This is a genomic window from Acidimicrobiales bacterium (assembly GCA_016716005.1).
Classification (GTDB): domain Bacteria; phylum Actinomycetota; class Acidimicrobiia; order Acidimicrobiales; family JADJXE01; genus JADJXE01.
Window position 1 is genome coordinate 2,972,835 of the sequence record JADJXE010000001.1, and the last position, 20,340, is coordinate 2,993,174.

19 protein-coding genes are annotated in these 20,340 nt (G+C 75.9%); 4 read left to right on the top strand and 15 right to left on the bottom strand.

Annotated features, from left to right (window positions below; translation table 11 throughout):
- Window positions 1–22: 22 nt before the first annotated feature.
- Genes IPM45_14630 through IPM45_14665 form a run of 8 tightly spaced genes read right to left on the bottom strand, consistent with a single transcriptional unit; the run spans window position 23 to window position 8,611 of the window.
- Window positions 23–1,774: an ABC transporter ATP-binding protein gene (locus tag IPM45_14630; protein ID MBK9180772.1), complete on the bottom strand. Its 1,752-nt coding sequence runs from the start codon at window positions 1,772–1,774 to the stop codon at window positions 23–25.
- A gap of 56 nt (window positions 1,775–1,830) precedes the next feature.
- Window positions 1,831–2,721 (bottom strand): dTDP-4-dehydrorhamnose reductase, encoded by an 891-nt coding sequence (gene rfbD / locus IPM45_14635; GenBank protein ID MBK9180773.1) that lies wholly within the window; start codon window positions 2,719–2,721, stop codon window positions 1,831–1,833.
- A gap of 25 nt (window positions 2,722–2,746) precedes the next feature.
- Window positions 2,747–4,987 (bottom strand): DUF4012 domain-containing protein, encoded by a 2,241-nt coding sequence (locus tag IPM45_14640; protein MBK9180774.1) that lies wholly within the window; start codon window positions 4,985–4,987, stop codon window positions 2,747–2,749.
- A 37-nt stretch (window positions 4,988–5,024) separates the two neighbouring features.
- Window positions 5,025–5,786: a class I SAM-dependent methyltransferase gene (locus tag IPM45_14645; protein ID MBK9180775.1), complete on the bottom strand. Its 762-nt coding sequence runs from the start codon at window positions 5,784–5,786 to the stop codon at window positions 5,025–5,027.
- A 12-nt stretch (window positions 5,787–5,798) separates the two neighbouring features.
- Window positions 5,799–6,758, bottom strand: coding sequence for a dTDP-glucose 4,6-dehydratase (rfbB, locus tag IPM45_14650; protein ID MBK9180776.1), 960 nt, complete (start codon window positions 6,756–6,758; stop codon window positions 5,799–5,801).
- Entirely contained in the window at window positions 6,755–7,357 is a 603-nt protein-coding gene (locus IPM45_14655; GenBank protein ID MBK9180777.1) for a dTDP-4-dehydrorhamnose 3,5-epimerase family protein, read from the bottom strand. The genes rfbB and IPM45_14655 overlap by 4 nt, the downstream gene beginning before the upstream one ends.
- A 10-nt stretch (window positions 7,358–7,367) precedes the next feature.
- The gene (locus IPM45_14660) at window positions 7,368–8,477 is read right to left on the bottom strand and encodes a glucose-1-phosphate thymidylyltransferase (protein MBK9180778.1); all 1,110 of its coding nucleotides are present in this window, start codon (window positions 8,475–8,477) and stop codon (window positions 7,368–7,370) included.
- Window positions 8,474–8,611 (bottom strand): hypothetical protein, encoded by a 138-nt coding sequence (locus tag IPM45_14665; protein MBK9180779.1) that lies wholly within the window; start codon window positions 8,609–8,611, stop codon window positions 8,474–8,476. Before IPM45_14665 ends, IPM45_14660 begins: the two co-directional genes overlap by 4 nt.
- Before the next feature lie 75 nt (window positions 8,612–8,686).
- Between IPM45_14665 and IPM45_14670 the strand changes: the two genes are divergently transcribed.
- From IPM45_14670 to IPM45_14685, 4 genes are read left to right on the top strand one after another with little or no spacing between them, the layout of a single operon-like run.
- Window positions 8,687–9,604: a class I SAM-dependent methyltransferase gene (locus IPM45_14670; protein ID MBK9180780.1), complete on the top strand. Its 918-nt coding sequence runs from the start codon at window positions 8,687–8,689 to the stop codon at window positions 9,602–9,604.
- On the top strand, window positions 9,605–10,507 hold the full coding sequence (locus IPM45_14675) for a hypothetical protein (GenBank protein MBK9180781.1): 903 nt from the start codon (window positions 9,605–9,607) through the stop codon (window positions 10,505–10,507). It abuts the gene before it with no gap.
- Between the two features lie 14 nt (window positions 10,508–10,521).
- Window positions 10,522–11,928 carry a dihydrolipoyl dehydrogenase gene (lpdA, locus tag IPM45_14680; protein ID MBK9180782.1) on the top strand — a complete coding sequence of 469 codons (1,407 nt, stop codon included), beginning with the start codon at window positions 10,522–10,524 and terminating at the stop codon, window positions 11,926–11,928.
- 3 nt (window positions 11,929–11,931) lie between these two features.
- Window positions 11,932–12,690: an FkbM family methyltransferase gene (locus tag IPM45_14685; GenBank protein MBK9180783.1), complete on the top strand. Its 759-nt coding sequence runs from the start codon at window positions 11,932–11,934 to the stop codon at window positions 12,688–12,690.
- A gap of 4 nt (window positions 12,691–12,694) precedes the next feature.
- Here the strand turns inward: IPM45_14685 and IPM45_14690 are convergent, their stop codons facing one another.
- The 7 genes from IPM45_14690 to IPM45_14720 are packed head-to-tail and all read right to left on the bottom strand — an operon-like array spanning window position 12,695 to window position 20,248.
- Entirely contained in the window at window positions 12,695–13,426 is a 732-nt protein-coding gene (locus tag IPM45_14690; protein ID MBK9180784.1) for a class I SAM-dependent methyltransferase, read from the bottom strand.
- Window positions 13,423–14,784 carry an oligosaccharide flippase family protein gene (locus tag IPM45_14695; protein MBK9180785.1) on the bottom strand — a complete coding sequence of 454 codons (1,362 nt, stop codon included), beginning with the start codon at window positions 14,782–14,784 and terminating at the stop codon, window positions 13,423–13,425. Before IPM45_14695 ends, IPM45_14690 begins: the two co-directional genes overlap by 4 nt.
- On the bottom strand, window positions 14,781–15,989 hold the full coding sequence (locus tag IPM45_14700; GenBank protein MBK9180786.1) for a glycosyltransferase family 4 protein: 1,209 nt from the start codon (window positions 15,987–15,989) through the stop codon (window positions 14,781–14,783). Before IPM45_14700 ends, IPM45_14695 begins: the two co-directional genes overlap by 4 nt.
- The gene (locus IPM45_14705) at window positions 15,986–17,521 is read right to left on the bottom strand and encodes an O-antigen ligase family protein (GenBank protein ID MBK9180787.1); all 1,536 of its coding nucleotides are present in this window, start codon (window positions 17,519–17,521) and stop codon (window positions 15,986–15,988) included. Before IPM45_14705 ends, IPM45_14700 begins: the two co-directional genes overlap by 4 nt.
- A complete protein-coding gene (locus IPM45_14710; GenBank protein ID MBK9180788.1) occupies window positions 17,518–18,696 on the bottom strand; it encodes a glycosyltransferase in 1,179 nt (392 codons plus the stop codon). Before IPM45_14710 ends, IPM45_14705 begins: the two co-directional genes overlap by 4 nt.
- 23 nt (window positions 18,697–18,719) lie before the next feature.
- The gene (locus IPM45_14715) at window positions 18,720–19,514 is read right to left on the bottom strand and encodes a WecB/TagA/CpsF family glycosyltransferase (GenBank protein MBK9180789.1); all 795 of its coding nucleotides are present in this window, start codon (window positions 19,512–19,514) and stop codon (window positions 18,720–18,722) included.
- On the bottom strand, window positions 19,511–20,248 hold the full coding sequence (locus tag IPM45_14720) for a sugar transferase (GenBank protein ID MBK9180790.1): 738 nt from the start codon (window positions 20,246–20,248) through the stop codon (window positions 19,511–19,513). The genes IPM45_14715 and IPM45_14720 overlap by 4 nt, the downstream gene beginning before the upstream one ends.
- Window positions 20,249–20,340 lie beyond the last annotated feature (92 nt).

A 20,340-nucleotide genomic window follows, 5' to 3' on the forward strand; every position in this document is an offset into this window, starting at 1 on the left:
GGTTGCCCGTCGCCAGCCCCGGCTAGGCGGGAGCGATGCCGGCGAGCCGGACGAGCTCGGCGAAGGCCGGGTTGGCGGCCCGGACCTCCTCGAAGGCGCCGGTGGCCTCGAGGTGCCCGTCGCGGAGGAACAGGAGGCGATCGCAGCCCTGCACGGTGGTGAGCCGGTGGGCGATCACCACCATGGCCAGCTGGCCGCGGAGCGCGGCGAGGGTGCCGGTGATGCGGGCCTCGGTGGCGGTGTCGAGCGACGAGGTGGCCTCGTCGAACACGAGCAGGGAGGGACGCGAGTAGAGGGCGCGGGCGATGCCGATGCGTTGGCGCTCGCCGCCCGAGAGGCGCGCGCCCCGCTCGCCGAGCAGGGTGTCGAGGCCGTCGGGCATGGACGCCAGCAGGTCGCCGAGCTGGGCGAGCTGCACCGCGTCGCGCACCTGCTCGTCGTCGATCTCGTCGGGCTCGTACCCGAAGGCCACGTTCTCGCGGAGGCTGGCGTCGAGCACGTACACGTCCTGGGGCACCAGGCCGACGCGCCGCTGCCAGGCCGGGAGGTCGTCGCCGATGGGTCGACCGTCGACGACCACGGTGCCCGTGTCGGGTGTGTGCAGGCCCAGGATCAGGTCGACGAGGGTGCTCTTGCCGGCCCCGGACGGCCCGACCAGCCCCACCATCTCGCCGGGGCCGATGTGCAGGCTCACGTCGTCGAGGGCCGGGCGGTCGGCCCCGTCGTAGGTGAACGACAGGTGCTCGACGTCGATCCCGTCGCGCAGCGGCGTCGGCTCGGGGACGACGGTCGAGCCGGCCGGCCGGGCGGCGGGGAGCCACGGGGCGACGGTGCGCAGGTCGTCCACCACGAGGCGCAGCGACGGCCGCCCGTGTCGGACGCTCGAGACGGCCACGTTGAGGCGAACCATGCTGGGCACGGCGCGGAACGCGGCCGCGACGAACAGGCCGAGGGCCGGCACGGCGGTGGCCCGGTCGTTGCCGGCCACGATCAGCGCCGAGAGCACGGCGACCCCGAGGAGGAAGGCGATCTCCACGTAGTGCTTGGGGAAGTCGGCCAGGAAGCGGATCTGTCGTCGGGTCTCGGCCGAGCGGTCGCGGTTCACGCGGACCCGCCGCACGACGTGCTCCTGGCGGTTGCGCACCTGCAGCTCGCGCACGCCGCCCAGGCCCTGCTGCACCTCCTGGAACAGCTCGCGGCTGAGCTCGGCGTAGTCGGCTCCCAGGCGGCGCGTCCTTCGGCGCAGCAGGCGCTGGTAGAGGGCGGCGACCCCGCCGAAGTAGACCAGCGCGCCGGCCGCGGCGAGTGGCTCGTAGGCGACGAGCACCACGAGCACGCCGAGCAGCGCAGCGAGCTCGGTGCTCAGCGTGAAGACGCCCCCGACCACGTGGAGGTAGGTGGCCTCGACGGCGCTCTGCAGGGTGCGGAGCAGCTCGGCGGAGTTGCGCTGCAGGTGGAAGGCGTAGGGGGCGTGGAGGTAGCCGTCGACCAGGCGGACGGTGACGTCGGCCTCGTTGCGGTGCAGGAAGCCCAGCGCCCACCACCGGAAGACCAGGGTGAGGAAGCCCCGGGTCACGAAGGCCACGAAGATCAGCGCGCACAGCACCAGGACGAGCTGGTCGGTGTCGGTGACCCCGGTGATCCGGGAGATGGTGCCGGCGATGCCGCTGGTGGGGTCGCCCTCGTCGGTCAGGAGCGAGATGAGGGGCATGATCAGCGCGAGGCCCACGATCTCGGCCAGGCCGATCATCGCCGACCCCACCGCGACGGCCACCGCCCGCCAGCGGGTCGGCCGGTCGAACAGGACGAGGAGGTCGCGCGCCAGGGACGTCAGCGGGGGGTCCGCTCGTCGGGGCCGGGCGGCGACCCGGCCAGCTGCGCGACCAGGCGCTCGACGCCGCGCCGCCAGGGTGGGAGCAGCGGGAGGCCCCAGGCGAGCAGCACGGCCGGGGCGAGGACCGAGCTGGCCGGTCGCCGCGCCGGCCGGGGCGGGTCGAGCTCGGCCGTGGTCACCGCCCGCACCCGCGAGGGGTCGGCACCGGCGGCCTCGAGGGTGGCCCGGGCCAGGCCGTACCACGTGGTGACGCCCTGGTTGGTGGCGTGGACCACGCCGGGCCGGCGGTCGCGCGCCAGGGTGCGCAGGAGCGGGGCCAGGTCGGCGGTGCAGGTGGGGGAGCCCCGCTGGTCGTCGACGAAGGCCAGCGGTCGGTCGGGGTCGGCGGCCAGGGCGAGGATCGTGCGCACGACGTTGGCGCCGTGGGCGCCCACGACCCAGCTGGTGCGCACCACCGTGGCGCCCGGGCATCCGGCCAGGGCCTCGTGCTCCCCGGCGAGCTTCGAGCGGCCGTAGACGTTCACCGGGTCGGGCTCGTCCCACTCGTGGTACGGGCGCTCGAGGGTGCCGTCGAACACGTAGTCGGTCGACAGGTGCACGAGGTGGGCACCGGTGCGGCGGGCGGCCTCGGCCACGTGCCGCACGGCCAGGGCGTTGGCGACGAACGCCCGCTCGGGATCGGTCTCGCAGGCGTCGACGGCCGTCCAGGCGGCGCAGTGCACGATGGCGTCCGGGGCGACGGCGCCGGCCGCGGCGAGCACCTGGTCGCGGTCGGTCACGTCGAGCGCGGCCCGGTCGAGGGCGGCGACCTGGTCGCCGGCGGCGCGGCAGACGGCGGCCACGTCGTGGCCGAGCTGGCCGCCGGCTCCGGTGACGAGGACGCGCACGGCCCCGGTTGTAGCCGATCGCCCGTCAGGGCGCGGGCAGCTCGAGGGGTTCGACCAGGGGCCCGCCGGCGTGCACGTCGGGGCCGCCGTCGACCCGGACGTCCACCTGCACCTCGTCGGGGGCGACCACCGGCTGGCGGCCGATCGCCAGGTGGTAGCCCCCGCCGGTGTCCACCGTGCCGGCGAGCGACAGCACCAGGGTGACGCTCGAGCCCGCGGGCACGTCGACCAGCAGCGAGTGGGCCCGGCGGCCGAGCAGCTCGGCGGTGGCCGCGTCGACCGGCTCGCCGCCCAGGGTGGCGCCGGTGAGCGCCAGGGGCGTGTACAGGGACAGGTACGTGACGTTGGTGCCGTCGGGCTGGCCCACGATGTTGCCGATCACGTTGGCCGGCAGCCCCGCCGCGGGGGCCTCGTTGGTGAGGGTGATGGTGGCGGTGGCGGCGATGGCGCCGGTGCGGGCGTCGACGTCGGCCTCGTAGCGGAGCGACCGGCGGAGGAAGACGTCGATCTTGTTGGCCCCCGCGTTCTGGGTGACCAGCTCGAGGGCGTCGGACGTCACCGGCGGCATGGCGCCCCCGGCGTCGACCCGGTCGAACAGCCGCTGCTCGTCGGGGTCGTCGAGGTGGACCGCGATCGCGCCGCCGTGCACGGCGGGGGAGAGGGCGTCGGCCACCGTCCGGGGCCCCGGGAGGTCCCCGGTGGTGAGCCGCTCGAAGGTGGTGCGGGCGGCCTCGTCGAGGAAGTCGAGCCGCTCGCCGCGGTCGGGGAACTCGGTGTACTGGCGGCGCAGGACGACGTCGGCCGCGTTGGCGGCGGTGAGCGGCTCCGACAGGCCCTCGACCTCGATGGGGCCGGTGAGCTGCAGGAAGGCGGCGATCCCGCGGGGGTCCACGGTGACCACGCCCTCCACCGGGTCGCCACCCGAGGCCGCCCACAGGCGCTCCACCACGCCGGCCAGGGTCGGCAGGTCGGGTGGCGCGGAGGCCCGCTGCCAGGGCAGGTCGGGCAGCGGCGGGTCGGGGAAGTAGGCGTCGAGCTCGGCCTGCACGCCGGGCACCGCCGCCGGCCCGCCGGCGAGGGCGAGCACGGCCGACAGCTCCTCGTGGCGTCCGAAGCGGGTCATCTCGATGTCGCCGTCCACCACCGAGAGCTCGGCGTAGTTGCCGAGGAAGCCGCCCCCGCCGCGGGCCTCGGCGGGCGAGAGGAACACCACGAGGTACCTGCGGGGCCGCTCGCCGCCGAGCAGGCCGGGGGCCACCTCGGCTGCGAGGGTGGCGGTGTCGGCCCCCTCGCGGGCGTCGGCCACCCGGCCGGCCAGGTCGTCGTAGGCACCGGCCAGGGGCACGGCCAGCCAGGGCGACGCCAGCCCGTCGAGGCGCCGCTCGGTGTCGGCGAGCGCCTCGCTGGCCCGGGCCAGCGGCTTCCGGAGGGCGGCCACCCGGGCCGGGTCGAGCCGGCCGGCCTGCACCGTGAGGGCGTCGACGTCGGCGTCGTCGGCCGCGTCGGCGGCGGCCCGGGTGAGGTCCTCGCCGGCGGCGGCCATGCCGGTGAGGGCGCGGGATTGGGGCGCCAGCCCGGGCACGAGCCGGGCCGGCAGGGCGAGGGGCGACGCCAGCCAGCGGTGGGCGGTGGCGAATCGGTCGGCGGCCCGCGCCAGCGCGGCGACCGCGCCGTCCCGGTCGCCGGCGCCGGCGGCGTCGAGGCCGGCCCGGGCGGCGTCGAGACCAGCGGTCAGCGACGGCCGGGCGGCCAGCGCGACGACGGCCAGCAGCAGGGCCGACGCCACCGCCAGCGCCGCCAGCGCCAGCGCGCCCCGGCGGGCGAGCCGCCGGGCCCGGCTCGACAGCGACGGCCAGGCCGAGGCGCCCAGCAGCGCCAGCAGGGCCGCGGTCAGCAGGGCGCTGGCCCCCGTGGGGTGGGCCCAGGGGATGCGCAGGAGGGCGTGGACCGTCACCGCGGTCACGACCGCCTGCACGGCCGCCGCGGTGCGCTCGGGTGGGCGCAGGCCGCGGTTCCAGGCCACCGCGGCCACGGCCGTGGCCAGGCCGGCCGGCACCGCCGTGGTGGGCTGCCCCACCGACGCCAGGGTGGCCGCGGCGGCCGCGGCGGTGACGGCCCAGGGGGCGGCCCGGGCGGCGGCGAGCACGGCCAGCGCGGCGAGGGCGGCCGCCAGGGCGGCGTCGAGGGCGGTGAGCCCGGTGGGGTGGGCGCCGGCCAGGGCGGCGTCGACGGCCGCCAGCGCGGCGAGCAACCACACGAGCGGCACCACGGGACGGTAGCGGCGGGCGACCCCGGCGGGCGGGTCAGGCCCGGCGGCGGGCGCGGCGCACCACCGCCGGCGGCAGGTGCCTGACGGCGCTGCGCTTGGCCCGCCAGGCCAGCCAGGTGCCGACGCTCATCGGTTGCGGTGGGACCATCGTGCTCGCCGCGGTGTTGTCGCCCTTCACCACCAGAACGAGGTCGTGCAGGAAGCGCAGCTCGGTGACCGACCGGTCGAGCGGTGTCGGGCGGTAGCCGGGGCGGTCGAGCTCCATGTGGTTGAGGCCGTGGACGAGCCGTCGGAAGTAGTTGACGGAGGTGTGGGGCCACCAGCGGAGGCGGGACCCGCCGAACTCGGGCCAGTAGGACGTCTGGGTGTCCTCGACGACGTAGAAGCCCGGCGTGGCCAGGGTCGGGAAGAGGAGTCGGAAGGTGGCGACGACATGGCGTGGCACGTGGCTGCCGTCGTCGATGACGATGTCGAATGGCCCGTGGTCGGCCACGATCCGCGCCAGGAGCCCGGCGTCGACCTGGCTTCCCCGCTCCACGCGCACGCGTGCCGGAAGAGCGAGGCGCTTCTCGAACAGGTCGAGACCGACGATGCGTCCCTCGGGGAAGTACTCGGCCCACATCCGCAGCGACTCGCCGCCCGCGAGGGGATCGTCGTACCCCCCGATGCCGATCTCCAGCACGCGCACCGGGCGGTCGCGCAGGTGCGCGAACCACGCGTCGTAGTGGTCGGTGTAGCCGTGCTCGGTCGCCTTGTCGGTGCCGTGGCGCCGGCCGATCTCGGTGAGGGACTCCATCGGTGCGCCCGTCTACTCCTGGCCGCGCAGGGGCCGCCACCACCACGGGTTGGCGCGGTACCAGCCGACCGTGTCGGCCAGGCCGTCGTCGAGGGCGACGCGGGGCGCCCAGCCGAGGGCGCGGATCCGGGTGGTGTCGATCGAGTACCGCCGATCGTGGCCGGGCCGGTCGGCCACCGCCTCGATGGCCGACCGGTCGCGCCCGCACAGCTCGACCAGGCGCTCGGCGATCTGGGCGTTCGTGCGCTCGTTGCCCGCGCCCACGTTGTAGATGCCGCCGGGCTCCCCCTGCCGGCGCACCACGTCGATGGCGGCGGCGTTGTCGGTGGCGTGGAGCCAGTCGCGCACGTTGGCGCCGTCGCCGTAGAGGGGGACCCGCCGCCCGTCGAGCAGGTTGGTGACGAACAGCGGGATCAGCTTCTCGGGGAACTGGTAGGGCCCGTAGTTGTTGCTGCTCCGCGTGACCACCACGTCGAGGCCGTGGGTGACGTGGTGGCTGAGGGCGATGAGGTCGCTGCCGGCCTTCGACGCCGAGTACGGGCTCGACGGGGTGAGCGGGTCGGTCTCCACGAACGAGCCCTCGGGGACGGAGCCGTAGACCTCGTCGGTGGAGACGTGGACGACGCGCGACGCCCCCACGCTGCGGGCCACGTCGCACACCACGTTGGTGCCCTGGCAGTTGGTGCGCACGAAGGCGTCCGGGCCGGTGATGGAGCGGTCGACGTGCGTCTCGGCCGCCAGGTGGACGACCGCCTGGCAGCCGGCCATCGCCGCACCCAGGGCGTGGCGGTCGCACACGTCGCCGCGCACGAACCGCACGCGGGGGTCGTCGAGCACCTCGCCGAGGGTCTCGAGCCGACCGGCATAGGTGAGCAGGTCGTACACCACCACCTCGTCGTCGGTGGTGGCCAGGACGTGGCGGACGTAGTGGCTGCCGATGAAGCCGGCGCCGCCGGTGACGAGCAGCCTCACCGGCCCGCCTCGGGGGCCGACGGCTCCGCCCAGCGGGGCACGAGGGGGCCGGTCAGCTCGGCGCGCCGGGGGTTGGCCCGGTCGCGCGCCGAGAGGATCGGTGCGCGCACACCGATCGTGTCGAGGCCCCAGTCGGCCCCGATCTCGGGGTCGTCCCAGGCGACGCCGAGCTCGTCGGCCGGGTCGTACGTGCGGTCGACGAGGTACGTGATGGTGACGGGGGTGAGGGCGGCGAACCCGTGGGCGACGCCGGGCGGGATGTACACCCCGCGGTGGTCGTGCCCGGGTCCGCCGTCGCCGCCCAGGTCGACGGTGAGGGTGGCGCCGGCCGTCGGCGAGCCGAGCCGCAGGTCGTGCAGCACCACGCGCGCCCGGCCGTGGGGCACGTACCAGTAGTCGGCCTGGTGGAGGTGGTAGTGCAGGCCCACGAGGCAGCCGGCCTGGCGGTCGGCCCGGTTGGCCTGGACCATCTCGCGGCCGTGGGGCACCCACGAGCGCCGCCACGTCTCCACGAAGTAGCCCCGCTCGTCGCCGAACACGGTGGGTGAGGCGATGACGACCCCGACGATCGTCGACGACAGCTCGAGGTCGGCCGTCATCGGGAGGGCCTCACGGCAGCTCGACCCGCGAGTGGTCGCCCAGCATCAGCCGCGTGGCGCGGGGCCGGGCGTCGGATCGGGTCACCTCCGCGCTCCTGCCCACCAGGCTGTCGACGATGCGGGGGACGCCGCTGATGCGGCTGCCCGCCAGCACGATCGAGCGCTCGATCTCGGACCCGACGATCTCGCAGTCGTGGTCGATGGAGGTGAACGGCCCGACGTAGGAGTCGTGGACGCGGGAGCGCCCGCCGATGATGGCCGGGCCCCGGATGGTGGACCGCTCCACCTTCGCTCCCGCCTCGACGACCACCCGGCCCTCGATCCGTGAGGCGTCGTCGACCGAGCCGTCGCAGTGCGGCTCCAGCATCTCGAGGATCAGGCGGTTGCCCTCGAGCAGCGGCTCGAGCGTGCCGGTGTCGATCCACCAGTCCTCGACGACCTGGTGGACGACGCGGTGGCCGTGGTCGATGAGCCACTGGATGGCGTCGGTGATCTCCAGCTCGCCCCGCGCGCTGGGCGTGATGGCGCGCACGGCCTCGTGGACGTGGCGGTCGAAGAGGTACACGCCGACCAGGGCCAGATCGGACGGCGGCACCGCCGGCTTCTCCACCAGGCGGACCACCTCGCCCCGCTCGTCGAGCTCGGCCACGCCGAAGCGCTGGGGGTCGGGCACCCGGGCCAGCAGGATCTGGGCGGCCGGCGGGGCCGAGCCGGGGTCGCCGAGGCGGGGGGTCGCGGCGTCGGCCCGTGCCGCCTCGAAGGCGTCGACGAAGCGGGTCACCCCCTCGCGGAGCAGGTTGTCACCCAGGTACATGACGACGTCGTCGTCGCCGAGGAAGTCGCCGGCGATCAGCACCGCGTGGGCCAGGCCGAGCGGAGCCTCCTGCTGCAGGAACGTGGTGCGGACCCCCCACCGAGAGCCGTCGCCCACGGCGGCGCGCACCTCGTCGGCGGTGTCGCCCACCACCACGCCGACCTCGGTGATGCCGGCCGCGGCCAGGTGCTCGAGGCCGTAGAAGAGGATCGGCTTGTTGGCCACGGGCACCAGCTGCTTGGCGCTGGTGTGGGTGATCGGCCGCAGCCGGGTGCCGGCGCCGCCGGCGAGGATCAGGCCCTTCACGTCGTCCTTGCCCGCCGCCGGGCCGCGTGCACCGCCTCCTGCACCCGAGCCGGCACCCACGCCGCGTACGACTCGTTGAGCCTCGCCAGGCCCACGCGCGTCGTGACGGAGTCGAGGACGCCGGCGCTGCACATGGGTTGCCTCCGAATCGGTTCGGACCGGGCGTCGGGCCCTCTGGGCCCGGCGTGCGAGGATGACGCCTCCCTATGATGCTCGACACCGAGTGGTCGCCGTGCCCGCTGGGCTGCCGGGCCGGCGACGACCCGCTGGTGACGGCCGCCAACTGGCGCGCCGGGCCGGCCGGCCGGTTCACGGTGGTGCGGTGCCGCGCCTGCCGGCTCGCCCGGACCGACCCCAGGCCCACGGCGGCGGCGATGGGGGCGTTCTACCCCGACTGCTACGACGCGTTCGTCGACCGCAGCGACGACCGGCTGGCGTCGCTCCGCCGGGTCGGGCGGCGCGTGCTGCGGACCGGCGCCCACGCCCTGCCCCCGCTGGCACCCGGCGCCGTGCTCGACGTGGGGTGCGCCAACGGTGCCGAGCTCGTCGAGATGCAGCGGCAGGGCTGGTCCGTCGCGGGCATCGAGCCGTCGGCCTCGGCGTGTGCCGTTGCGGCCGCGCGGGGCGTGCCCGTCATCCACGGGACCGTCGAGTCGTGCGACGAGCTCCCCGCCGGGCTCGACCTGGTGACGGCCTGGAACGCGCTCGAGCACCTCCACCACCCGGTCGAGGCCCTCCGCCGCCTGCGGTCGTCGCTGCGCCCCGGGGGCTGGCTCGTGGTGTCCGTTCCGAACCTCGACTCGCTGGGGTTCCGGGCCTTCGGCGCCCGGTGGTACGGGCTGAGCGTCCCGCACCACCTGTACCACTTCACCCCGACCACCCTCGCCCGCGTGCTGGCCGCCGGGGGCTTCCGCCTGGACCGGCTCGTCTACCAGCGATGGGCCATCGACCTGGTGGCGAGCGCGTCGATCGTGCGCCTCGAGCGGGAGCAGCGGCGCACCGGGCGGCGCCCGGGCACCGCCTCCACCGGCCCGCTCTGGGCGCAGGCGGTGCTGTACCCCCTGTCGCTCGGTCTGGCGGCCGCCGGGCGGAGCGGGTCGATGACCGCGTGGGCGCGGCGGGCCTGAGTGGTCGACCGGCTCCTCCTGCTCGTCGTCCACCACCGGGCGCCCGACGACGCGGCGCGTCTGGTCGGCCAGGTCTCCTCCTCGCCGGCGGCCGGCCGGGTCGACGTGGTCGTCGTCGACAACAGCGGCGAGGTGGCGGCTGCCGGCGGCCTGAGCGGAGCGACCGTCGTGCGCCCCCCGGCCAACCTCGGCTACCTGCGCGGCGCCCACTGGGCGCTGTCGCTCGTCGCCGACGCCGAGGGGCTGGCCCCCTACGGGTGGGTGGTGGTCGCCAACGCCGATCTCGAGCTGGACGTGGCCGCCCTCGTCGCGGCGCTCGACGAGCTGGCCCCGGGAGGCCGCGGTGTGCTCGTGGTGGGCCCCGAGCTGGTCGACGCGTCCGGCGGTTCGCTGAACCCGCTCTTCGTCCGGCGGCCGGGCCCGGCCCGGTTCGCGCTCCTGTGGGCGCTCTACGCCACCGGGATCACCGCGCGGGCCTGGCTGGGGTGGGCGGCCCGCCGGGCCGACACCACCGGGCCGTCGCCGTCCGATCCCCGTCGGCCCGATGCCGACACCCCGGCCGACCAGGTCGTCTACGGGGTGCACGGCAGCCTGGTGGCGCTGTCACGGGGGTTCTTCGACCGGGGCGGGCACCTCAACCACCCGCTGTTCCTGTTCGGCGAGGAGGAGTTCCTCGCCGAACAGGCGATCGCCCTCGGCGGTGAGGTGGTGGTGACGCACCGGGCACGGGTCACCCACCGCCCGCACGGCTCGGCCGGCCAGCGGGCGGCGATCGACCCGGTCCTGCGCCGGCACGCCCGCCGCGCCTTCGGGTACTGCGTGGCCGTGCTGTCGGCTCGGCCGGGCACGCCCGTCCCCGCGGGCCGGTGGTGGCGGGCCGGTAGCCTGCCCGGGTCGCCGTGACGGAGGTGCCCCGGGTGGCCGAGCAGTACGACGTCGTGATCATCGGTGGCGGGCCGGGCGGCTACGCCGCCGCCCTGTACGGCGCGTCGGCCGGGCTGCGGATCGCCCTGGTCGAGAAGGACCGGGTGGGCGGCACGTGCCTCCACCGCGGCTGCGTGCCGGCCAAGGAGTTCCTCGAGACGGCGGCCGTGTACCGCCACGTGGTGGGCGCCGGCGACTTCGGCGTGCTCACCCAGCCGCCCGGGCTCGACTTCGCGGTGTCGCAGGCCCGAAAGCAGCGGGTCGTCGAGCAGCTGTGGAAGGGCCTCACCGGGCTGCTCGGCCGCCGCAAGGTCACGACCCTCGCCGGGGTGGGCTCGCTCGGCCCCGACCGGGCGGTCACGGTGCGCCACGACGACGGCACGACCACCCGGCTCAGCGGCAGCCACGTGATCCTGGCGTCGGGGTCGGCCCCCCGCTCCATCCCCGGCTTCGAGGTCGACGGGCGCCTCGTGCTCACCTCCGACGAGGTGCTGGCCATCACCGAGCTGCCGGAGACGGCGGTGGTGATCGGCGGCGGCGCCATCGGCTGCGAGTTCGCCTCCCTCTACGCCGACCTGGGCGTGCAGGTCACGATCCTCGAGGCGCTCCCGCACATCCTCCCCGGCTGCGACGCCGACGTCGCCGCCGTCGTGCTGCGCTCCTTCAAGAAGCGGGGCATCGACGTGCGAACCGGCGTGGCCGTCACCGGCCACGCGCCCGACCCGTCGGGCCGGGGGACCACGGTGCGTTTCGGCGACGGCGAGGAGCTGGCCGTCGAGCAGGTGGTCGTCTCGGTCGGCCGGCGGCCCTACGCCGACCTGCTGGGGCTCCAGGGCACGGCGGTCGGCGTCACCGAGCGCGGCTTCGTGGAGGTCGACGCCTGGTGCCGCACGGGTGAGCCCGGCGTGTACGCCGTCGGCGACCTGATCGCCACCCCGCAGCTGGCCCACGTCGGCTTCGCCGAGGGCATCCTCGCCATCCGGGACCTGCTCGGCGAGGACCCGGTGCCCGTCGACTACGGGCGGGTCCCCTGGTGCATCTACTGCCAGCCCGAGGTCGCCTTCGCCGGCCACTCCGAGCAGAGCGCCCGCGAGGCCGGCCTCGACGTGGTGACCGGCAAGCACCGCTTCAGCGGCAACGGCCGGGCCCTGATCGTGGGCGAGCCCGACGGCCTGGTGAAGGTGATCGCCGAGAAGCAGCCCGACGGCACCGGCGGGCGGATCCTCGGCGTCCACATGGTGGGGCCGTGGGTCACCGAGCAGCTCGGCCAGGCGTACCTGGCGGTGAACTGGGAGGCCACCGTCGAGGAGGTTGCCCAGTTCGTGCAGCCCCACCCCACCCTGTCGGAGCTGTTCGGCGAGACGGTGATGAGCCTCACCGGCCGGACCCTGCACGGCTGATCGGTGGCCCCCGACTGGCGGCTCCTCGGCCGCAAGGCGTGGTGCGCGGTGCTGCCCCGCCGGGCCACCCTCACCGCCCACCTCACCGACGGCACCGTGGTGCGCGGCCGCAACCGCGCCGGCCACGGCGGCCGGGGCGCGTTCGTCCACCGCGACGCCCTCGAGCCCGAGCTCGCGGTCCTCGATCGCCTGGTCGGGCCCGGGCAGGTGGTGGTCGACGTCGGCGCCAACACCGGCGTGTACGCCCTGAAGGCCGGCCGGCTGGTCGGGCCGTCGGGCACCGTGGTCGCCATCGAGCCCAACCCCGACATGATCGGGTGGCTCCAGGGCAACGTGCGGGCCAACGGCCTGGGCAACGTGCGGGTGCGGATGCTGGCGGCCGGCGAGCGCACCGGAGCCGCCACCCTGTGGGAGAACCGCGACGCGCCCAACTCGTTCTCGCTGGTCCGCAGGGCGGCGGGTGCCGGCTTCTCGGTGCTGGTCGTGCCCCTCGACGAGCTCCTCGCCTGGGAGGGCCTCGAGCACGTCGACCTGGTGAAGATCGACGTGGAGGGGGCCGAGGACGCCGTGCTCGCCGGGGCCGCCGGCCTGATCGAGCGCTGCCGGCCGCTCGTGATCGCCGAGGCGATCCACCGGGGCCTGACCTCGGTGCCGGCCGGCTACCGGGCCGTGCGGGCGCCCGGCAGCCCCAACCTGGTGCTCCTGCCCGAGGGCCATCCGGCCGGCGCGGTGGTCGCGGCGCTGGGCTGGCCGGCGGCGTAGCCCCTCAGGACGGCGCTCGGCACTCCAGGTACAGCGAGCCGGGGCGGTACTCGCCGCCGTCCCCGACCTCGAGCCCGCTCGCCATCCAGCCGGGTATGGCGCTGTCGTTCCAGGCCCGCCGGCGCACGTCGACGAAGCCGGCCTCGGCCAGCACGGCTCCCAGGTTCACCTCGTCGTACATCCACTGGTGCGTCTCGCCGCGGCGGCGGGCGTCGCCCAGCACCACTCGTTCGGCGGCCGCCGCGGCGCCGCGCCGGCCGGCCGTCGCCCACGCGTCCTTCCGGACCGACTGCTCGTAGAGCTCGGCCACGCTGGCGTCGTGGCGGTCCCAGCCCCGGGGGCCCGCGGCCCGGGCCGCCTCCAGCGAGGCGAGGTAGGCGCGGGCGAGCTGCTCGAGGTCGGGGACGCACACCCGGTGCCGCCCACCCGGGCGGAGCACGCGGCGAACCTCGGCGAGGAAGCCCCCGACGCGGTCGCGGTCCAGGTGCTCGAAGAGGTGCGAGTGGTACACGGCGTCGACCGTGCCGTCGGCGAAGGGCAGCGGCCGGCGCAGGTCGTGGACGAGCACGGCCGGGTCGAGCCGCTCGAAGCGCCGGCGCCGCTCGCCGGAGAGGGCGACGGCGGCGACACGGCGCAGCGCGGGGCTGGCCCGCAGGCGCAGGTAGGGGGACCAGTCGACGTTGACCCAGTCGGGCGCCGTCTTCACCCCGCAGCCGAGGTTGAGCATCGTCGTCACGCGACGGGAAGGCTAGGGCCTCGGGCGGAGCGCTCCTCCCGCCGCAGGCTGGCCCGGGTCAGCGCCACCGAGGGCACGACCACGGCGACCCCGAGGGAGATCGTGGTCGCCACGGCCGGCCCGAGGATCCCGAGGTGGCGGGTGAGGATCACGCTGAGCGCCACGTTCAGCGCGGCCATCACGGCCCAGGCCACGGCCTGGGGTCGCAGCACCTGCGCGCCGCTCAGGTAGACGAACAGCACGTTGGCGACCGAGAACACCACGAAGGCCACGGCGAGGGCGACCAGGAGCGACAGGGGGGGCTCGACGGCGCCGCCGGTCCACACCCGCACGGCTGCCTGCCCGAAGGCGACGTACAGGAGTCCGGCCAGCGTGGTCGAGGCGATCACTGCCGCCAGGGTGCGCTCGACCGTGCGGCGGGCCCAGGCCGGGTCCCGGCGGGCGAGGGCGTCGGCCACCGCCGGCCACAGCGGGAGCAGGGCCATCCCCACCACGGTGGTGCCCAGGTAGACCACCCGCGCCGGCACCACGTAGCCGGTCACCTCGTCGGTCCCCAGCACGGCCGCGATCACCACCGCGTCGAGCGTGGTGAGGAGCAGCATCGACGTGCGGACCACCACCAGGGCGCCGCCGGAGCCGAGCAGCTCGCGCACGTCGCGGCGCCGCACCTGCGACGGTCGCGGGCGGAGCCAGGGGTGGCGCCGCAGGAGGAGGGCGCCGTTGACCACCATCACCGCGACCGGCCCGCCGGCCAGCGCCCCGGCCATGGCCGCGATGCCGGCGTCGGTCCACACCGCCACGAGCAGCCCGGTGACCCCCACCAGCGTGCCGACGACGAGGAACAGGTTGTGGACCCACGCCTCCTGGAGGGCGTTGCGGGTCTCGGCCACGGTGGTGAGGGGCAGGTTGACCAGGAACACGAGCCCGAGCACGGCGGCGAGCGACTCGGCGTCGCTCGCACCGGAGGGGTCGAGACCGAACAGCGTGGCCCACGGGACGAGCGGGATCGCCACGGCCAGCACCACCGCCACGCCCACGGCGATGGCGAGGGTGGCGGTGAAGGCGGTCGACACGTACCGGGCTGCCTCGTCCCGCCGGCCCCTCGCCAGCGCCGCCGCCGTTCGGCTCACGACCGCCTGGTTCAGACCGAGGTCGGCGGCGGTGAGGAAGGCGGTGAGCGACAGCACGGTCATCCAGATGCCGTAGTCGGCCTCGCCGACCGCGTCGAGGGCGATGGGCACCGTGAGCAGGCCCACCGCGGCCGACAGCACCCGCGCGACGACCCCGAGGGTCGTACCCGCCGCGGCCCGGCGGGACCGGAGCCGGGAGGCGTCGTCTGCGTTCGTGGTGACGCTCACGTCGCCGTGGCCTCCCGGAAGAGCCCGTCGAACACCTCGCCGAGGTGGTCGGCGCGCCACCGGCCGAGGGCCACCCGGCGTGCCTGCTCCCCGAGGGCTCGCCGGGCGTCGGCGTCGGCGCGAAGGCCGCGGAGCGCTGCGACCAGGCCGGCCACCATGGCGCGGTGGCCGCCCACGGGCACGAGGACCCCTCCGCCGGGGGCGAGGAGTCTCGCCGGGCCCCCCACGTCCAGGGCCACCACCGGGCGCCCCGCGGCCATGGCCTCGAGCACCGAGAAGGCGAACTGGTCGTGGAGGCTCGGGTGCAGGACCACGTCCAGCTGGGCGAGGAGCGCGGGCAGCTCGGCGCGGGGGCGCCAGCCGAGGATGCGCACCCGGTCGGCCACGCCCAGCCGGGCCGCCTCGGCCTCGAGGTGGGAGCGTTCGCCACCGTCGCCCACGATCCAGTGCTCGGCGGTGGGGTCCTCGGCGGCCAGGGCGGCGAAGGCCCGCAGCCCGAGGGTGAACCCCTTCCAACCGAGGAGCCGGCCGGCCGAACCGGTGCGGAACGGCCCCTCGGCGCGCGCCGGCACCGCGGCCAGCTCGTCGGCTTCGGCGTCGGTCAGCCCGCCCAGGGCCAGCTCGACTACGTGGGGGACGCCCGGCCACCGGGCTCGGCTGGAGGCCGTCACCACGGTGGTCCGGTCGGTCACCGCGACCGCCCGGGCGACCCGCCCGAGGCTCGCCAGGGCCGCGTTGCGGGCCAGCTCACCGGCGGCGGCCCGCGCCGACATGGCCGGGAGGGCGCCCAGCGGTGTGGGGTCGCAGCCGCCGGCATCCCACACGAAGGGCACACCGAGCCTGGCCGTCAGGGGTGGCACCCAGGCGTTGGTGTAGGTGGCGTGGTGGACGACGTCGACCTGTCCGGCGGCCACGAGCGAGCGGGCCCGGCGACGGGCAGCCGCCTGCCAGCACGAGTAGTGCAGGTAGCGGAGGTAGGCGGTGGTCGCGGCCCGGTCGAGGACCCCGGGGCAGGCCAGGTACTCGACGTCCACCCCCGGGAGGGGCCGGGCCGCCAGCGCGGCCTCGACGCCGTCGCGGTGCTCGGTGGCGGTGAGCACGTGCAGCTCGTGCCTCCCGGCCAGGCCCTCGACGATGCCCCACCCGAGCCCCGGCTCCGACCCCAGGCCCGGCTCGCAGGCGTAGGCCGAGACCAGCACCCTCATCGCGAGGGGCGGGCGAGGTGCGCGCGGCGCCAGGCGGCTCGGCCCAGCCCGACGCCGATCAGGACCCCGGCCGGGCTGAGCACGAAGGAGTAGGTGATCACGTTGTCGGTGACCATGAGGATCAGCACGCCCAGCAGCACGAGCCGGGCGGCGACCACGTCGACCTCGCCAGGTGCGACGGTGCGGTTGGCCGCCCGCCTGGCCCGCCGCGTGCTCGGCGCGGGCACGCGGAGCCCCGCGACCGTGGAGACCGCGAAGGCGACGAACAGCCCGAGGCCGACGAGCCCGGTGTCGCCCATGAGCCGCAGGTAGTCGTTGTGCGGATGGCCGATGGTGGCGAAGTTGTCGGGGAACTGCTCGGCGATCCGCGACGTGACCGCGCCCAGGCCCCGACCCCCGATCGGGCTCTCCCGCCAGGTGTCGGCGGCGATGTCCCAGAACGCGATCCGGCCGGACACGTTGAAGCGCACGCCGGCGACCTCGCCCGACAGGTCGCCGGTGAAGAACCGGTCGTGGAGGGGCGCGAAGTGGTTCACGAGCACCACGAGGGCGATGGCCGCGGTGACGACGAGGACCATGAGGCGGGCCCGCTCGCCCCAGGTCCGCCGGGGCACCGCGAGGATGGCGACGACCAGCGCGGCGACGAGCCCGGCCCGCGAGAGCGAGAGCCCGGTGACCGCGATGAGCGCCATCGACACCAGCACGGCGGTGCGGTCGCCCAGCCGGACGCGGGCCATGAGGCCGGCCACGAGCACGACGGCTGTGGTGGCCGCACCCCGGTCGGAGACCGCGGGGAGGCCAGGGATGCCCACGTAGGCGGTCTGGAGCCACAGCACCACCAGGACGATCCCGGCCACGACCAGGGCCCGGCGGAGGAGGGCGTCGAAGCGGGCGTCGAGGCGGCTGCCGGCGATCGAGCCCACGGCCACGAGGCCGGCGAAGGAGGTGAGGGCGAACACGAGCTGCGCGCCGGAGAACCCGGCGATCGACCAGGCCATCGAGAGCCCGCACCACACCGACAGGCCCATCAGGGCGACCACCACCCGCCCGGTGCCGGCCGGTAGGCGGCTGTGGACGAGCACCACCAGCCACGCCGCTGCGCCCACGCCGACGGTGACCGCGAAGTTCACGGACAGCCCGAGGGGCCGCATGCTCACCAGGGCGTCGGCGATCCCGGCGAGCAGGATCACGACCAGGCAGAGGGTGCGGGCCGTGCCGAGGGCACTGGGCCCGAGGTCACGGGCGACGGGTGTGGACCGCCTCTCGCGCGGGGTGCGGGGCGAGGGGGCGCCGGGATCGCTTCGTCGGACGGGGTCGGTGGGTTCGGTGGGGCCCTGCGAGTCGGGCTCGCCGGCCCCGTCCGACGAGCCGTCGGCCGCGGCTCGGTCGTCCTCGTCGGGGGAGCTGCGACGTGGGCGCACCTTCACCGCGCCCTGGCCGAGGCCGACCACGCCGCCGCCGGGCAGCCGGTCGGCGGCGCGCGGCCGCCCCGGCGTGCGGGGGTCGGGGATGGCGGCGGCCAGGTCGCTCACGGGGAGCCTCGATGCGCGCGCGTAGCGGTGGACACACGATCGTAGAGGTCGAGGAGCTGATCCCGGACGATGGCCGGCGTGTAGCGCTCCTCGTAGCGCCGGCGTGCCGCGGCCGCGCGTGGCGCCGGGTCGGCGCCCGCCGCGGCCCGCAGGGCGTCGGCGAGGGCCGCGGGCTCCGGCGCCGCCAGCCAGCCCACGTCGGCGTCGACCACGTCGGGGATCGAACCCATGGTGGTGGCCACCACGGGGCGGCCCCGGGCGAAGGCTTCGAGGATGGTGGTCGGGAGGCCCTCGAACCACACGGACGGCACGACCACCGCCCGGCACCCGTCGAGCAGGCCCGCCACCCGGTCGCGCGGCAGCGGGCCGGCGGCCACGAGGGTGCGGCTCCGGGCCGCGGCCGCCTCGACCAGCGGTCGGAGGGGCCCGTCACCCGCCACCGTGAGCCCGACGGTGCCGTCGAGGCCGCTGCGGGCCCAGGCGTCGAGCAGGAGCCGGATGCCCTTCTCCTCCTCGAGGCGCGCGGCCAGCACGAACCCCTCGCCGGGCGCGGTCGGGGGCCCGGGGTCGGGCACGGCGTTGGGCTTCACCTCGATGCGGTCGGGGCGGATCCCAGTGGTGCCCAGCTGGCCGGCGACGTAGGGGCTCACCGCCACGAAGCGCTGGACGCGTCGCCACGTGGGCCGGTGCAGGGTCAGCGCGGCGGCCATCACCGCGCTCTGGGGCCGCGAGCCCCGGTAGCAGCCGTGGGCGACGGCCGGCCAGGGCACGGGCCGACCGGCGCAGTCGCGGCACACCGCCCCGTCACGGAAGAAGGTGCCGGCCGCGCACACGTGGCGGTAGTTGTGCACGGTCTGCACGACGGGCACGCCGGCCCGGCTGGCGACCCACACGGCGGCGGGTGAGATGAGCGGGTAGGGGTTGTGGAGGTGGACCACGTCGGGGCGGCGGACCGCGATCCGACGCGCCAACGCCCCGGCGTCCTCGCGCGACCAGATCGGGCGGAGCGCCAGCTCGGCCCGGGCGGCCAGGCCGAAGCCGTCGATCTCGTCGCTCTCCCGCAGGTAGGCGTCGACATCCACGCCGGCCTCGCCGAGGAGGGCGATCTCGTCGTCGACCACCCGGTTCTCGCCCGACGGCAGGGCCGAGCGGTAGCGGTTGTGGACCACGAGCACCCGGAGCGGCCGGTCACCTCCAGTCACGGTGCGGGGCGCCCGGACCGCGGGGGCACCTCCACGGCCACCCCGCCGCGGGCCACCCCCTGGAGGAAGACGCCGTTGCCGATGAGGTAGCGCCGCCACAGCCGCCGGGGCTCCCGGGCCAGGCGGTATGCCCACTCGAGGCCGGCCTGCTGCAGGACGCGCGGCGCCTGGGGCTTGGTGCCGGCCAGGAAGTCGAAGGCGGCACCCACCGCCACCAGGGTGGCACCGATGCGGTCGCGGAAGCGGTCGACGAACAGGTCCTGGCGGGGTGTCCCGAGGCCGACCCAGACGATGTCCGGAGTGGTGGCACGGACCAGCTCCGTCACCCCGTCCTCCTCGGCCGGGGTGAGCTCGCGGAAGGGGGGGCTGTGGTGGCCGACCAGCCGGGCGCCCGGGAAACGGGCCTCGAGCGCCGCCGCCAGGGCGTCGAGCACGGCGGGCGTGGAGCCGTACAGGAAGTGGCGGGTGCCGGTGACCCGGCCGCGGTCGACCGACGCGGCCATCAGGTCGGGCCCGTAGACCCGCGTCTGCAGGTGCTCGAAGCCGGCCCGTCGGCCGAGCCACACCAGCGGCATCCCGTCGGGGAGGTTCAGGTCACCCCGGTCGAGGGCGGCGTGCAGGCCGGCGTCGTCCAGGGCCAGCGACAGCGTGTAGGCGTTGCACAGGTGGACGGCACGGGGACCGCCGGCCAGCACGGCCCGCACCGCGGCCTCGTGGGTCAGCGCGTCGATCCGCACGCCACAGCATCGGAAGGCGCCGAAGGTGGGGTCGGTGCCGTCGGGGGCGCTCACGCCCCGATCCGGCGGGCCGTCTCCTCGAGCACCGGGGAAGGCGCGAGGCGCGACGGGACCGGCGCAGGGACCGGTGGGGTGGGGGGCGACGGGATCGGCGGGGCCGGCGAGCGTTCGAGGCCGGACACGCCGGTGCCGAGGGCCCAGCGGGGCACGTCGTCGAGGGAGATGAGGCGCTCGCCGGGGAGGGCGCCGAGGAGGGTGCGCCACACGATCCAGCCGTCGAGGCGGACGCTCCAGTGGCGGAGGTAGAAGAGGTCGTACTGCGGCGCTTCGCGGATCAGCCCGCCGACCGCCTCGGAGACCTGCCACAGGCCGGTGCACCCCGGCCGCACGAGGGCCCGGGCCTCGGCGAAGCCCGGGGCGAAGCGCGCCGCGAGGGCCTGCATCTCCGGCCGTGGGCCGACGAGGCTCATGGCGCCCGTGAGCACCAGCCACAGCTGGGGCAGCTCGTCGAGGTGCGTGGCCCGGAGGGCCCGGCCCACCCGTGTGGTCTCGACGTGCTGGATGGCGTACTTGTCGGCGTAGCCGGGCGTGGCGACGGGCAGCGAGCGGATCTTCAGGACCGTGAACTCCCGTCCCCCGAGGCCGACGCGGCGTTGGGTGAAGAAGGGCCAGGCCCGCAGCGAGAGCGCGGAGGCGACGGCACCGACCGCCACGAGGGGCAGGGTGAGCACAACGAGCGGGACCCCGACCAGGAGGTCGAACAGTCGTTTCTTCAGCGCATCGCTCATCATCGGAGTGGGGGGTCGGTGCCCACCTGGGGTGGGGTGGCACCTGAGCCAACGACCTTACCGCAGGGCCCCGAGGTCGACGGGCCACCCCG